The organism is Janthinobacterium sp. PSPC3-1, assembly GCF_049896105.1.
In the GTDB taxonomy this organism is placed as follows: Bacteria; Pseudomonadota; Gammaproteobacteria; order Burkholderiales; family Burkholderiaceae_D; genus Janthinobacterium.
In genome coordinates, this window is sequence record NZ_JAFCTQ010000010.1 from 1 (window position 1) to 12,872 (window position 12,872).

The window sequence follows — 12,872 nt, forward strand, 5'->3', positions numbered from 1 at the left end:
GGCGGCCGCGATCTACTCGCTGATCGGCACCGCCAAGCTCAATGGTATCGACCCCGAAGCCTGGCTGCGCCATGTGCTGGCCAACATCGCCGATCATCCGGTCAACCGGGTTGACGCCTTCCTGCCCTGGAACTGCACCGCGCAGCTCCCTTCAGCCTAAACAACACGCCGCTTCCCAGCGGTGTGAGGCCATCATCTAGCAAATCAACACCCAGTTCAAGACGGCGCTGGCTTTACGCTTACCCTCGTTCTGCGTGGATTGCCTGGAAGAGGCGCTGATCGGCCACGGCAAGCCAGACATCTTCAATACCGACCAGGGCGTCCAGTTCACGAGCCAGGCGTTCACCGGGGTGTTGCTGCGGGAAGGTGTGGCGATCAGCATGGACGGCCGGGGCCGGGCGCTGGACAACATCTTCGTCGAGCGCCTGTGGCGCAACGTCAAGCACGAAGATGTGTACCTGAACGGTTACGCGACGATGGGCGACCTGACGGTCGGGCTGACGCGCTATTTCACCTTCTACAACGAGGAGCGGCCGCACCAGTCGTTGAACTACCAGACGCCGGATGTGGTGTACGCCAGTGGCGAGGGCGGCGGCGCGATGATTGTGGATAAATACGGCGGGGCCTCGGTCACGACGGTGGTAATTTCAGGCACTGCGGCGGGGGATGGGGCTCCGCCCCAAACCCCGCCCTGCCGGGAGCGAGCCGCGATCAATTCTGCTGTCGCGGGAGTTGGAAATTAAGCAAGGCAGGACAGCGCTGTTCCGCTGTAAGCAGTGGCATGACCATAGCTTAAACTCTGGTACGAATTGTCTTGACGGTGGGGTCCACTTTATCCTGACGGGCCAGCGCTCGCCGGTGACCTCTTCAACATAAAGCAGCTCGCGCAGCAATAGGCATTGCACAGAGCGTGCGGGCCGGCTAGTTGCCAGTACGGCGCCCAGCAATTATGGATCAGTACGCCAAGCCGTTGCGGCAAAATCACTTGCGCGGTGATCGCCTCCATGCCGCGCTTGGCGGGTACGTCATACCAAGTGTGGCTGTCGTTGGCGGCCACATGCAAACAATGCAATTTCCCGGCGACGCGCAGAACCGATTCGTCGGAGTGCAGCAGGCGGGCAGTCGCAGCGCTCGCATTGATTGGACAGTTGGTGAATGTCGATCCGGCTCGGCTTGCCAATCTGTTTGAGTGTGCCGCCCTTGTGACCAGGCTGGGAGTTGGGCTTGTTGCCAGATGGCTCGCGCAGCGAATTGGTCTTGCGCAAGCCATCGGAAGACGGCGGCTGGCAGAAGTTGCGGCTGTTCTTGCCGACCTTCGATTCAAGCTCCTCCAGCCGCTCCCAAAGCGTCAATACGACGCCCTCAAGCTTGCCGCGCGTGAGCGCGGAGAGATCGGGAGGAGCGCGTTTTTGCGATGTTAGTATGATGAGCCGGTTTAAAAAGGGTTACAACTGTTTTGTAAAAAACGTTCATCCTGAACAGTGACGAATAATCTAGATATAAGAGCGTTCAACCACTTGCTACAACACAAGCGAAATTATCGAAATAGAAGGATTAAAGCATGCTGGGATGGTGGACCGTGATTTCAACTGAAACCCTGGCGCAGCGCGCCCTGCCCGGTGGCGGCAACAAGGAAGCAATCCTGGCGACCTGGGAAGCGGGTTTGGGCGGCATGGACTGGATTGTGGATCTGTGCAAGCAGGGCAAGGCCGAGCAGCACAGCTTTAACGGCTATCCGAACCGCTTTACGGCGCTGGCCAGCGAGATCACGCCGATTCTCGCGCAGGGCATTCCGGATGGCACCATGCGCGATTTCCATGGCAAAGGCCCGGTCGGCTGGAAAGGCAGCATCAAGGTCCATCAGGACCGGATCACGGCCTGCGCGCCGGATCAGCTGTTGACGGTGGAAGTGTGGGACCAGTCATAAGCGACGACGCCCACACAATCACAAGTTTCCCGCCAAAATCTCCCTGTGGAAATGCTAATATTGCTCAAAGCAATCCATCTCGCGATTGCACCACTGGAGAAGACCGTGATCATGAAAAAACTGGTGTTGGGCGCGGTTGCGTCCCTGTGCATGCTGGGTGCCCATGCCGAAGGCGTCGATGACTATATCGGCACCTGGCAACTGGCGCGCACGACCGTGCCGAACATGGTGGTGATCAAGAAGGATGGCACGGACCTGGTCGCCGTGCGCTACGTGCGCAATACGCTGACCGGCAAGCTGGTCGAGACGCGCTTTCCCGCCACCTATGCCGATGGCGCGGTCAACGTGCCTGCGCTTGAAGCGAAGCTGGAAACCGCGCTGGTCGCCGGCGCTCCCACATTGACGGTGATGGGCGAACCTTTCCAGAAAGTCTCGTCCGCCACCGGCACCTCCAAGCTCGGCAGCTAAGCTCCCACGCACACACTCACGGACCGAATAAGGAAACACAGCATGGGACTGGCAATTTCAGTCGGCGCACTGGCCGACCTGCAGGACGAAGACCCGGAAGGCGCGCAATGGCTGCAGGACGCCATCGGCGAGGCAAACGTCCTGCTGCAACAGGCAGGCCTGCCGCAGCATACGGAACCGGCGGCATTGCCTGACCTCGCTTCGCGGGCGATGCTCGACTCCTTCCCCTACAGCTTTTTGCACTATCTGCGTCGTGCCTACGCGCATGCGGCGCTCGACGGCCAATGGCGCGCCACGCCGCTGCCTGACGGCGAAGAGCCGGCCGACGATCCCGTACTCGACGAAGCCCAGACCATGTTCGACAGCCATCTGATCTGCCATTCCGACTGCGAAGGGTTTTATTTCCCCATCGTTTTCGACGACGTCATCTTTGCCGACGACGACCATCCGCTGCTGGGCGGCATGCTGGGCTCCTCCTACAAGCTGCGCGAAGAACTGGTGACGGTGGCGCCCGCGCTGGGCATCTTTTTGCTGGGCGATGTTCTCGGCGACGAGGAAGCCGAGCGCATCAACACGCGCATCGAGGCGGAAGAAGGACTCGATCGCGAGCTGGCGGCCTGGCTGGCGGCCTATGAAGCTTGCCGGCTCAGCATCGAGCACAAGACGGCGATCGTGTTCAATTGAAGCTGGTCATACGCGCCACCGAAGCGGCGGACTGGCAGGATCTGAAGACCACCCGCCTGGCCGCCCTGCTGGACGCACCGACCGCGTTTGGCGTCAGCCATGCCAGCGCGGCGGCCTACCTTGACGAGGACTGGCAACGCCGTGCAGCCAGTATGCCTGAGCGTGCCTTCCTGCTGGCGTATATCGCTGGCGTACCGGTCGGCATTGCCGCGCATGCCGTCAGCGGCAAGGGCGAATGCAATCTGCTGGCGATGTGGGTGCGGCCTGAGTATCGCGGCATGGGGATAGCGGCAGCGCTGGTCGACGCCGTCAAGCAGCGCGCCGTGGCCAGCGGCCATGATCGGCTGGTGCTTGATGTGTCGCCCGACAATGCGCGGGCGGTGGCCTTCTATGAAAAGCAGGGGTTTGTGTTTTTGCCGGAGTGGGAACCGCTGGACAGCCATCCGCATATCCAGGTGCAGAAGATGGAGTGGGTGGACAGTTAGCGTTACATCGACCCGAGACTAACATCCGGGGTCAGTCGCTTCGCGATCGTGGTGCGCCCCCAGTCCTTGCTTTCGGGTTTCACTTCACCCGCTGCTTCTCCAGCTTCCTCGCCAAAGTCCTGCGGTGCATGCCCAGCCGCCTTGCCGTTTCCGAAATATTGAAATCGGTCTCGGCCAGCATTTCGTGGATGCGTTCCCATTCCAGGGTCTTGATATTGGTGGCGCGGCTGGTCAGTTCGATTTCGGCGGCGCCGGCAATATGACCGAAAGCCGCTTCGATATCGTCGGTATTGGACGGCTTGGCCAGGTACTGGCAGGCGCCCAGCTTGATCGCCTCGACGGCCGTGCCGATGCTGGCGTAGCCGGTCAGCACCACGATCAGCATCTCGGGGTCGTGCTGGTGCAGCATCTGCACGCAGGCCAGGCCCGAGGTGTTGCCGTTCAATTTCAGGTCGACCACGGCGTAGTCGGGGCAATGCTGCTCCAGCAAGGCGCTGGCCTCGTCGAAATTGGTGGCCAGGATCACCTGGTAGCCGCGCCGTTCGAACGAGCGGCCCAAGGTGCGCGCAAAGGCGGCGTCGTCTTCGATGATCAGCAGCAGGCGGTCGTGGCTTGCTGGCTGTACTTCAGTGGTCATGGCTGTCGCTTTCTCTTTCCAGTTTGATGGCCGCCAGGGGCAAGGCCAGGTGCACGGCCGCCCCGCCCTGCACCCGGTTGCGCGCCGTCACGGTACCGCCCAGGGTGCGTGCCACGTTGACCACCAGGAACAGGCCAAGCCCACTGCCCGGCTTGCCCTTGGTCGACTGGTAGGGCTTGCCCAGGTGGTTCAGCATCGATGGCTCGAAGCCGGGGCCGGCATCCGTGACGATCAGGTGCAGCGCATCGGCTTCGCGCGTGGCCTCGAAACGCAGCCAGTCGGGCGACGCTTCCAGCGCATTGTCGAGCACATTGCAGATGGTCTGTTTCAGGGTGGAGTCGAACACCACCGGCACGTCATGCTCGATGCGGTTATCGTACTCGAAATTGTGGATCGGCCGGCTGCTGCGCCATTCGGCGGCCAGGTCATCCAGAAAGGTGTTGATGGTGGTTTTCACGGAAGACTCCCCGCGCGCCTCGCCGGCCGACAACAGAATGCCGCTGACGATGCTTTTGCAGCGCTGCAGCTGGGCCTGCATTTCGGTGATCTCTTCCAGCATCTCTTCGTTCTTGCTCAGTTCCGGCATGCGGCGCCAGTCGCCAAGGATCACCGACAAGGTGGCCAGCGGCGTGCCCAGCTCGTGCGCGGCGCCCGAGGCCAGCAGGCCCATGCGGATGATATGTTCTTCTTCGGCCGCGCGCTGGCGCAAGTCGGCCACCTTGGCGTCGCCGGCGCGCTGGTTGCGGTTGATGCGGGTGATGAACAACACCAGCAAGGCGGCGTTGAGCATGAAGCAGATGAGCAAACCCTGCACATACAGGCTGGCAAAACCGCGTTCGGGGTCGATCGGCAGGATCAGGGGGCCGGGCAGCAAGGCCAGGCCGGCCAGGCACAGGCCGGTGATGGCCACCATGATCCAGGTCGACCATACTTCCAGCAGCACCGCGCTGAGGATCACTTGCAATAAATACAGGAAGGCGAACGGGTTGCTGATGCCGCCGCTCAGATAGAGCTGGGCGGTCAGCACGGTGACGTCGACCAGCAGGGCCAGGAACAGCGCCGTGTTCGACACGGGCTGGCGTTCATGCCAGCGCAGCAGGCTGGCGAGGTTGAAGGCGATCAGGCAGGACAGCACTTCGAGCATGTAGGGCACGGGCAGTGCGATGCCCAGCCCCACGCCGACGCCGAAGATGGTGCTGATCTGGCCGATCACGGCCAGCCAGCGCAGCTGGATCAGCAGCTTCATGTTCTGGTGACCGGCCGGATGTTCCATCTCGGCCGCCACCGCGCCGCGCTCCAGTACTTCGCGGTTGGGGACTATTTCAATCTTGCCCGGCATGGTAGACAGGAGAGTTGGCGGCCACCGGCCGCCGGCGACGGCGTGCTTCGCGCACGATCCACCAGCTGATGCCGGCCACCATCAGGGCCAGCGCATACCAGGTCAGTGCATACACCAGGTGGCTGTTGTGGAAGGAAATCACGGTCAGCCCGCCCACCGGTGCGTCCGGTGCGCTTTCCAGTCCCTTGGCGGCATCCACAAAGTATGGCGCCACATTGGTCAGCATGTTCGACTGCGCAATGGCCGCCACGTCGCGCGAATACCAAAGCTGTTTGGCCGCATCGTTTTCACGCAGGAAGCCGCCACGCGGTTCGCTGATGCGCAGCAAGCCGTCGATGGTGACCGTGCCCGCCGGCGTGCCGGCGGCGATGCCCTTGCGGTCCTTCACGAAGCCGCGGTTGACCAGGATGGTCGTGCCGTCGGCCTGGCGCAGCGGCGTGATCAGCCAGAAGCCGCTGCCGAGTTCCGTGGTGGCTTGCACCAGGGTATTGAATAGGGGGAGATAGATACCGGAGAGGCGCACATGGCGGTACTCGTCCGTTTGCTGCGTGACATTGGCCCAGCTTGCGGGACCAGGTGCGTCCGTTGCCGGCGCATGTACACGTTGTTCGACGCGCTCGATCAGGTCAAGCTTCCATTGCAGGCGCATGACTTGCCAGGTGCCCAGGGCACAGAATCCGGCAAAAACGATCACCGCAAGCACGGCCAACGCAGTGCGTATGGCCGTGCCGCGTGGGCCTGGCATGGCATCTTGCGATGCCGTGCCAGGAGCGCGCCCGGTGTTGCCTGGGCGCGGTTGGTTCATCATGGAGCCGATTGCGAATGCATGGCGTCAGGCATCATGCTTGGCATCATGTTGTGGTTCATGTGGTACATGACCCACAGCGAACCGGCCATGGCGATGACGACGATCATGATGGTGAAGATCATCGCCATCATGTTCCAGCCGCCTTCCGATTTGCTGTTCATGTGCAGGAAGTACACCATGTGCACCACCACTTGCACCGCAGCGAAGCCCAGCAGGACCAGGCCCATGGTGCCGGTGTTGGTGATGGTTTTGTTCATCACCAGCCAGAACGGGATGGCAGTCAGGATCACCGACAGGATAAAGCCGATGGCGTAGGTTTTCAGGCTGCCATGGTCATGCTGGTCATGGTAGTGGCCGTCATGGCCGTGGCCATGGTCGTGGTGATTATCGTGGCCGCTCATGGCAGGACTCCCATCAGGTAGACAAAGGTGAAGACGCCGATCCAGATCACGTCCAGGAAGTGCCAGAACAGCGACAGGCACATCATGCGACGGCCGTTTTCCGGGGTCAGGCCATGCTTTTTCAACTGGAACATCAAGGTCACGAGCCAGATCACGCCGAACAGCACGTGCAGGCCGTGGGTACCGACCAGCGCGAAGAACGAGCTCAGGAAGGCACTGCGCTGCGGGCCGGCGCCTTCGTGGATCAGGTGAATGAACTCATACATTTCCAGCGACAGGAAGGCGACGCCGAACACGCCGGTGATGCCCAGCCACAGCAGGGTCGAGCCCAGGTTCTTGCGCTGCATCGCCAGCATGGCGAAACCGTAGGTAATCGACGACAGCAGCAACATGGCCGTGTTGACGGCCACCAGTGGCAGGTCGAACAGCGCGGCGCCGGTCGGGCCGTCCGCGTAGTTGCGGCCCACCACCGCGTAGGTGGCGAACAGACAGGCGAAGATCAGGCAATCGCTCATCAGGTAAAGCCAGAAACCCAGCAGGCTGCCGTTTTCCGGATGGTGCTCGCGCACAAAGAAGTTCTTGCGCTCTCCGGCGGCGGGTGCGCCGGTGTTATGGACGATGGTTTCAGACATGGCTGCTCAGCAATTTAGTGTAAGCGTTTTCGGTACGGATGACTTCGTCGGCCGAAATGTAGTAATCACGCTTGTAGTTAAAGGTGTGGACGATGATCGCCACCATCATGGCCAGGAAGCCGACACCGGCGACCAGCCACATTTGCCAGATCAGGCCAAAGCCGACCACGGCCGCCAGTGCGGAGACCACGAAACCTGCCCAGGTGTTCTTCGGCATGTGGATCTTCGTGAAGCCCGACGTCGGACGCTCGTAGCCGTGCTTCTTCATGTCGGTCCATGCATCGAGTTCATGCACTTGCGGCGTGAAGGCAAAGTTGTAGTCTGGCGGTGGCGACGAAGTCGACCATTCCAGCGTACGGCCGCCCCATGGGTCGCCGGTCACGTCGCGCAGTGCGGCGCGGTTGCGGAAGCTGACATAGAACTGCATGATCATCGAGCCGATGCCCAGTGCGATCGAAACGGCGCCAAACCAGGCGATGATGGTCCAGATCTGCAGCGATGGATCGGTGAAATGATTCATGCGGCGGGTCACGCCCATCAGGCCCAGCACGTACAGCGGCATGAAGGCCAGGTAGAAGCCGACCAACCAGAACCAGAACGAGCATTTGCCCCAGAAGGTGTCCAGCTTGTAGCCATAGGCTTTCGGGAACCAGTAGTTGATCGCGGCGAACACGCCGAACACCACGCCGCCGATGATGACGTTATGGAAGTGGGCGATCAGGAACAGGCTGTTGTGCAGCACGAAGTCGGCCGGTGGAACCGCCAGCAGCACGCCGGTCATGCCGCCGATGGTGAAGGTGACCATGAAGCCGATCGTCCACAGCATCGGCAGTTCGAAGCGGATACGGCCGCGGTACATGGTAAACAGCCAGTTGAAGATCTTCGCGCCGGTCGGGATCGAGATGATCATCGTCGTGATGCCGAAGAAGGAGTTGACGCTGGCGCCCGACCCCATGGTGAAGAAGTGGTGCAGCCATACCAGGTAGGACAGGATCATGATGACGCACGTCGCGTACACCATCGAGGCGTAGCCGAACAGGCGTTTCGAGCTGAAGGTGGCGACGACTTCCGAGAACACGCCGAAGATCGGCAGCACCAGGATGTAAACCTCAGGGTGACCCCAGATCCAGATCAGGTTGACGTACATCATGGCGTTGCCGCCCAGTTCGGTCGTGAAGAAATTGAAACCGGCGGTACGGTCCAGTGCCAGCATGGCCAGCACGGCCGTCAGCACAGGGAAAGCGGCAACGATCAGCACGTTGGTGCACAGCGCGGTCCAGGTGAATACCGGCATTTTCATCCAGGTCATGCCTGGCGCGCGCATCTTGACGATGGTGGCGATCAGGTTGACGCCGGACAGCAAGGTACCGACCCCGGCAATCTGCAAGGACCAGATGTAATAGTCCACCCCCACGTCCGGACTGGCGGCAATGCCCGACAGCGGTGGATACGCGAGCCAGCCGGTACGGGCGAACTCGCCGACGAACAGCGAGGCCATCACCAGCACGGCGCCCATGGTCGTCATCCAGAAGCTGAAGTTGTTGAGGAACGGGAAAGCCACGTCGCGCGCACCGATCTGCAGTGGCACCACGTAGTTCATCAGGCCCGTCACGAAAGGCATCGCCACGAAGAAGATCATGATCACGCCGTGAGCGGTGAAGACCTGGTCGTAGTGATGCGGCGGCAGGAAGCCGGCATTGTCGCCAAAGGCGATCGCCTGCTGGGTACGCATCATCAGCGCATCGGCAAAGCCGCGCAGCAGCATGATGATACCGAGGATCATGTACATGATACCGATTTTTTTATGGTCGATACTGGTGATCCAGTCGCGCCACAGGGTACCCCAGACGCGGAAATACGTCAGCGCCGCGACCAGCGCGATGCCGCCCAGGGCGACGCCTGCAAAGGTCGCCAGCAGGATAGGTTCGTGAAATGGAATTGCATCCCAAGTCAGACGGCCGAAGATAAGCTTCGTCAGATCAATATGGTCTAGCATTGTTACTCTCAGAAAAAAGGGAGGCGCCAGGCAAGCGGCGCCAGTATCTGCCGCGCTAACTGACGCGCGGCGGGATTCATGCGGTTGTTACTTGGCTTGAACGCCCTTTTCAACCACTGCATCGCCAGCGACTGCCGCCGTGACAGACGCTACCGGGCTATCCGCCAATGCCAGTTTGTAAGGCTGGACCGGCGTCACGCACAGCGCGTCGGAAACGATGGTGCGATTCAGGATGGCCTTGTACAGATCGACCGGCACATTGCTGTAGCGGCGCACGGGATCGCGCTCGCTCGGCTGGACCAGGGTCAGGTAATCGTCGCGGTTCAGCGCGCCGCCACCAGCACGGGTGGTCGCCACCCATTTGTCGAAGTCCGCATCGTTCACGCCATGGAACTTGAAGCGCATGCCCGAGAAGCCGGCGCCGCTGTAGTTGGCGGAGAAACCGTCGTAGACGCCCGGCTTGTTGATCACGGCGTTGAGCTTGGTCTCCATGCCCGGCATGGCGTAGATCTGACCTGCCAGCGCCGGAATGAAGAACGAGTTCATCACCGACTGGGCGGTAATCTTGAAGCGGATCGGACGATCGACCGGCGCATACAATTCATTGACTGTGGCAATGCCTTGCTCTGGATAGATGAACAGCCATTTCCAGTCCAGCGCGACCACTTCGACGATCATCGGCTTGGTGCTCTCCGGAATCGGACGATTCGCGTCGATACGGCTCAGCGGACGATATGGGTCCAGGGTGTGGGTGCTGATCCAGGTCAGCAGGCCCAGCACGATGATGATCAGCAGGGGTGCGCCCCAGATGATCAGCTCGAGACGCGTCGAGTGGTCCCAGTCCGGCTCATATTTGGCCGCGGTGTTGTTTTTTCTGTAGCGCCAGGCGAACAGCAGGGTGAGAGCGATTACCGGAACGATAATCAGCAGCATCAGCAGAGTGGAAATGACAATCAGATTGCCTTGCTGGACTGCGATGTCACCGGACGGATTCAGTACCACCGTATTGCAACCTGCCAATAAGGTAAGGGGTAACAGCGCCAGTCCGTGACGAACTTTGAGTGAAAACATACAGGAAAGTCCAGTACAGGGGATGAAGATATGGTACTTTATTCTTACTGGAGCACAATGGCAATTGGACGTTTTGTCCACCCCTGGGCTCGGACTCCATTCAGCAGTTAAGGACTTGTCCTACAGCTACTGTCTGAGTAGTCCTACTCCGGGCTTGAGACTCCTGGGGTAAGTTATACGTGTTGTCGAACTCGAAACTATATAAAGAGGCTCATCATGTCCAGCACGCGCACCCATAGCGGCGATGTACCCGCTGATTTCTCCCCCCACTCTCTGCGCGACGCACGCGGAGCCGGCACCGTCGAATCCCATATCGACCCCGGTGAGATCGCCGTTGGCGTGATCATCGGCCGCGCTTCCGAATACTTTGACTTTTTTGTCTACGCCATCGCCTCGGTGCTGGTGTTCCCGCAGGTGTTCTTCCCGTTCGAGGAACGCCTGGAGGGCACATTGTACGCGTTCCTGATCTTTTCCTTTGCCTTCATCGCCCGTCCCTTCGGCACCGTGATCTTCATGGAAATCCAGCGCCGGCTCGGGCGCAGCGCCAAGCTGACCATCGCCCTGTTCCTGCTGGGCGTGTCCACCGCAGGCATCGCCTTCCTGCCGACCTACTCGCACCTGGGCTTTGCCGCCATCGTCTGGCTGGCCGTCCTGCGCATCGGCCAGGGCGTGGCGCTGGGCGGCTCATGGGATGGCCTGCCGTCGCTGCTGGCCCTGAACGCGCCTGAAAACAAGCGCGGCTGGTATGCCATGCTGGGCCAGCTGGGCGCTCCGGTCGGTTTTTTGATCGCCGGCGGCCTGTTCTGGTACATGCTGACGGCCCTTTCCACGGAAGAATTCCTTGACTGGGGCTGGCGCTATCCTTTCTATGTGGCGTTCGCCATCAACGTGGTCGCGCTGTTTGCCCGCCTGCGCCTGGTGTCGACCAATGAATACGCCAAGCTGCTCGACGAGCGCGAGCTGCAGCCCGTCAGCGTCTTTGAAATGAGCCGCGGCCAGGGCCGCAACGTGATGATCGGCGCGCTGGCCGCGCTGGCCAGCTACGCGCTGTTCCACCTGGTCACCGTGTTCCCGCTGTCGTGGGTCTCGGTCTACCAAACCCGCGCCGCCTCGGACTTCCTGCAGGTGCAGATGGTGGGCGCGATACTGGCCGCCGTCGGTATCGTGCTGTCGGGCCTGCTGGCCGACCGTTTCGGCCGCCGCACCACCCTGGGCACGCTGGCCGTGCTGATCGCCATCTTCAGCGCCTTTATTCCCAGCCTGATGGGTGGCGGCAATACCGGCCAGGACGCCTTCATCCTGATCGGCTTCAGCCTGCTGGGCCTGTCGTATGGCCAGGCAGCCGGCGCCGTGACGGCCAACTTCCCTGCCCGCTTCCGCTATACCGGCGCGGCGCTGACGTCGGACCTGGCCTGGCTGGTCGGCGCCGGTTTCGCCCCGCTGGTGGCGCTGGGCCTGTCGGCCAACTTCGGCCTGGCCTACGTCAGCTTCTACCTGCTGTCGGGCGCCGTCGCCTCGCTGGCGGCACTGAGCCTGAACCGGGCGCTGGAGATACGCAACTGAGTGCTATATAAGTAGCGAAAAAAACGGGACCCGATCGGGTCCCGTTTTTTATTGCCTGATGATTTACACCGTCATTATTGTATTTGCAGCTGCTTGCCGCCCGTCCCCGCTTTTTTCTGCAGGGTCAGCTGCAGCACGCCGTCCACATAGCGGGCTTGCGAATTGCTGTCGTCGACTTCCTGCGGCAGGCTGAAGCTGCGGTATTGCTGGCCATACATCCTTTCGTTGCGCACCGCCTTGCCGGCCTCGCCATCCTCATGCTCCTGTTTCAGTTCGGCGCTGATCGACACGCGGTGGCCGTCGATGGCCACCTTGATGTCGTCGCGGTTGACGCCGGGGATTTCGGCCTTGACCAGGTAGGCTTGCTCGGTTTCGGAAATATCGACGCGCATGCGCGGCACGGCGTCGCGCGCGCGCAGCACGGGGCTGAAAAAATCGCGCATCAGCTCGTCCATGTCGCTGAAGGGATCGAAACGGCTCAGTGCATGAAAGGGATCGCGCGGATCGCGGGACATCAGTTGATTGGCCATGATAATCGCTCCTGTTCGGTTGGTTGCGGCGGCAGGCCGCGCCTATTAATACTAGGCGGGCAACGCACGCAATGTTTGAGACCGATCAAATAAGCACCACGCCATTATGCTAGCGTCCGCCTCTCCCCACGCAGGATGTCAAGGCACCATATCATCCGCCCCGCCACTCTGTGGCTGCATCGGTGCCTTGCCGCCGGCATCGACGCCCCCTGCCGGAATGTTTCACGCGCCCGGCTTTCTGGCAGCGCGCAAATGACCGGTTTCCCTGACATGATTCCTCATCTTTTTGATCACACCGCACGCGTGCGTCATTGCCGCGCTCGCGCCGCCT

16 protein-coding genes and 1 pseudogene are annotated in these 12,872 nt (G+C 61.2%); 7 read left to right on the forward strand and 10 right to left on the reverse strand.

All coding sequences use genetic code 11. From position 1 onward, the window contains the following. Together ACP7B7_RS12585 and ACP7B7_RS12590 are read left to right on the forward strand one after the other, a co-directional pair. Positions 1 to 160 (forward strand): transposase domain-containing protein (locus ACP7B7_RS12585; protein ID WP_426076998.1); only part of this gene is annotated, 160 nt, incomplete at its 5' end. An 85-nt stretch (positions 161 to 245) separates the two neighbouring features. Then, positions 246 to 617, forward strand: a pseudogene (locus ACP7B7_RS12590) (integrase core domain-containing protein); the annotation flags it as partial. 215 nt (positions 618 to 832) lie between these two features. Here ACP7B7_RS12590 and ACP7B7_RS12595 read toward each other — a convergent pair. Both ACP7B7_RS12595 and ACP7B7_RS12600 read right to left on the reverse strand, forming a co-directional pair. Next, the gene (locus tag ACP7B7_RS12595) at positions 833 to 1,141 is read right to left on the reverse strand and encodes an IS66 family transposase (protein ID WP_308925769.1); all 309 of its coding nucleotides are present in this window, start codon (positions 1,139 to 1,141) and stop codon (positions 833 to 835) included. Next, positions 1,026 to 1,427 carry a DUF6444 domain-containing protein gene (locus ACP7B7_RS12600; RefSeq protein ID WP_426076999.1) on the reverse strand — a complete coding sequence of 134 codons (402 nt, stop codon included), beginning with the start codon at positions 1,425 to 1,427 and terminating at the stop codon, positions 1,026 to 1,028. Before ACP7B7_RS12600 ends, ACP7B7_RS12595 begins: the two co-directional genes overlap by 116 nt. A 134-nt stretch (positions 1,428 to 1,561) precedes the next feature. Between ACP7B7_RS12600 and ACP7B7_RS12605 the strand changes: the two genes are divergently transcribed. The 4 genes from ACP7B7_RS12605 (at position 1,562) to ACP7B7_RS12620 (ending at position 3,564) form a co-directional block, all read left to right on the forward strand. Then, a complete protein-coding gene (locus ACP7B7_RS12605) occupies positions 1,562 to 1,927 on the forward strand; it encodes a hypothetical protein (protein WP_426076897.1) in 366 nt (121 codons plus the stop codon). Positions 1,928 to 2,032: 105 nt separating this feature from the next. Further along, positions 2,033 to 2,395 (forward strand): hypothetical protein, encoded by a 363-nt coding sequence (locus tag ACP7B7_RS12610; RefSeq protein ID WP_426076898.1) that lies wholly within the window; start codon positions 2,033 to 2,035, stop codon positions 2,393 to 2,395. 42 nt (positions 2,396 to 2,437) lie between these two features. Further along, complete coding sequence (locus tag ACP7B7_RS12615) at positions 2,438 to 3,079, forward strand: hypothetical protein (RefSeq protein ID WP_308921234.1); 642 nt, start codon at positions 2,438 to 2,440, stop codon at positions 3,077 to 3,079. Next, positions 3,076 to 3,564, forward strand: a complete 489-nt coding sequence (locus ACP7B7_RS12620) for a GNAT family N-acetyltransferase (protein ID WP_426076899.1) — start codon at positions 3,076 to 3,078, stop codon at positions 3,562 to 3,564. Before ACP7B7_RS12615 ends, ACP7B7_RS12620 begins: the two co-directional genes overlap by 4 nt. A 79-nt stretch (positions 3,565 to 3,643) precedes the next feature. Here the strand turns inward: ACP7B7_RS12620 and ACP7B7_RS12625 are convergent, their stop codons facing one another. The 7 genes from ACP7B7_RS12625 to cyoA form a co-directional block, all read right to left on the reverse strand. After that, the gene (locus ACP7B7_RS12625; protein ID WP_426076900.1) at positions 3,644 to 4,201 is read right to left on the reverse strand and encodes a response regulator transcription factor; all 558 of its coding nucleotides are present in this window, start codon (positions 4,199 to 4,201) and stop codon (positions 3,644 to 3,646) included. Further along, complete coding sequence (locus ACP7B7_RS12630; RefSeq protein WP_426076901.1) at positions 4,191 to 5,540, reverse strand: ATP-binding protein; 1,350 nt, start codon at positions 5,538 to 5,540, stop codon at positions 4,191 to 4,193. Before ACP7B7_RS12630 ends, ACP7B7_RS12625 begins: the two co-directional genes overlap by 11 nt. Continuing rightward, entirely contained in the window at positions 5,524 to 6,348 is an 825-nt protein-coding gene (locus ACP7B7_RS12635) for an SURF1 family protein (RefSeq protein ID WP_374694189.1), read from the reverse strand. The genes ACP7B7_RS12630 and ACP7B7_RS12635 overlap by 17 nt, the downstream gene beginning before the upstream one ends. Continuing rightward, positions 6,345 to 6,749 (reverse strand): cytochrome o ubiquinol oxidase subunit IV, encoded by a 405-nt coding sequence (gene cyoD / locus ACP7B7_RS12640; protein WP_308921239.1) that lies wholly within the window; start codon positions 6,747 to 6,749, stop codon positions 6,345 to 6,347. Before cyoD ends, ACP7B7_RS12635 begins: the two co-directional genes overlap by 4 nt. After that, positions 6,746 to 7,381: a cytochrome o ubiquinol oxidase subunit III gene (gene cyoC / locus ACP7B7_RS12645; RefSeq protein ID WP_308921240.1), complete on the reverse strand. Its 636-nt coding sequence runs from the start codon at positions 7,379 to 7,381 to the stop codon at positions 6,746 to 6,748. Before cyoC ends, cyoD begins: the two co-directional genes overlap by 4 nt. Then, positions 7,374 to 9,377, reverse strand: a complete 2,004-nt coding sequence (gene cyoB, locus ACP7B7_RS12650; RefSeq protein WP_308921241.1) for a cytochrome o ubiquinol oxidase subunit I — start codon at positions 9,375 to 9,377, stop codon at positions 7,374 to 7,376. The genes cyoC and cyoB overlap by 8 nt, the downstream gene beginning before the upstream one ends. 87 nt (positions 9,378 to 9,464) lie before the next feature. Continuing rightward, positions 9,465 to 10,448 (reverse strand): ubiquinol oxidase subunit II, encoded by a 984-nt coding sequence (gene cyoA / locus ACP7B7_RS12655; RefSeq protein ID WP_308921242.1) that lies wholly within the window; start codon positions 10,446 to 10,448, stop codon positions 9,465 to 9,467. Between the two features lie 216 nt (positions 10,449 to 10,664). Between cyoA and ACP7B7_RS12660 the strand changes: the two genes are divergently transcribed. Next, positions 10,665 to 12,011 carry an MFS transporter gene (locus ACP7B7_RS12660; RefSeq protein WP_308921243.1) on the forward strand — a complete coding sequence of 449 codons (1,347 nt, stop codon included), beginning with the start codon at positions 10,665 to 10,667 and terminating at the stop codon, positions 12,009 to 12,011. A 74-nt stretch (positions 12,012 to 12,085) separates the two neighbouring features. Here ACP7B7_RS12660 and ACP7B7_RS12665 read toward each other — a convergent pair whose 3' ends face one another. Continuing rightward, positions 12,086 to 12,541, reverse strand: a complete 456-nt coding sequence (locus ACP7B7_RS12665; protein ID WP_308921244.1) for an Hsp20/alpha crystallin family protein — start codon at positions 12,539 to 12,541, stop codon at positions 12,086 to 12,088. Positions 12,542 to 12,872 lie beyond the last annotated feature (331 nt).

Coding starts and splice junctions, on each gene's coding strand:
- ACP7B7_RS12660 (WP_308921243.1), top strand. CDS start 10,665: ATGTCCAGCACGCGCACCCATAGCGGCGATGTACCCGCTGATTTCTCC.
- ACP7B7_RS12635 (WP_374694189.1), bottom strand. CDS start 6,348: ATGATGAACCAACCGCGCCCAGGCAACACCGGGCGCGCTCCTGGCACG.
- ACP7B7_RS12615 (WP_308921234.1), top strand. CDS start 2,438: ATGGGACTGGCAATTTCAGTCGGCGCACTGGCCGACCTGCAGGACGAA.
- cyoB (WP_308921241.1), bottom strand. CDS start 9,377: ATGCTAGACCATATTGATCTGACGAAGCTTATCTTCGGCCGTCTGACT.
- cyoA (WP_308921242.1), bottom strand. CDS start 10,448: ATGTTTTCACTCAAAGTTCGTCACGGACTGGCGCTGTTACCCCTTACC.
- ACP7B7_RS12625 (WP_426076900.1), bottom strand. CDS start 4,201: ATGACCACTGAAGTACAGCCAGCAAGCCACGACCGCCTGCTGCTGATC.
- ACP7B7_RS12605 (WP_426076897.1), top strand. CDS start 1,562: ATGCTGGGATGGTGGACCGTGATTTCAACTGAAACCCTGGCGCAGCGC.
- ACP7B7_RS12665 (WP_308921244.1), bottom strand. CDS start 12,541: ATGGCCAATCAACTGATGTCCCGCGATCCGCGCGATCCCTTTCATGCA.
- ACP7B7_RS12630 (WP_426076901.1), bottom strand. CDS start 5,540: ATGCCGGGCAAGATTGAAATAGTCCCCAACCGCGAAGTACTGGAGCGC.
- cyoC (WP_308921240.1), bottom strand. CDS start 7,381: ATGTCTGAAACCATCGTCCATAACACCGGCGCACCCGCCGCCGGAGAG.
- cyoD (WP_308921239.1), bottom strand. CDS start 6,749: ATGAGCGGCCACGATAATCACCACGACCATGGCCACGGCCATGACGGC.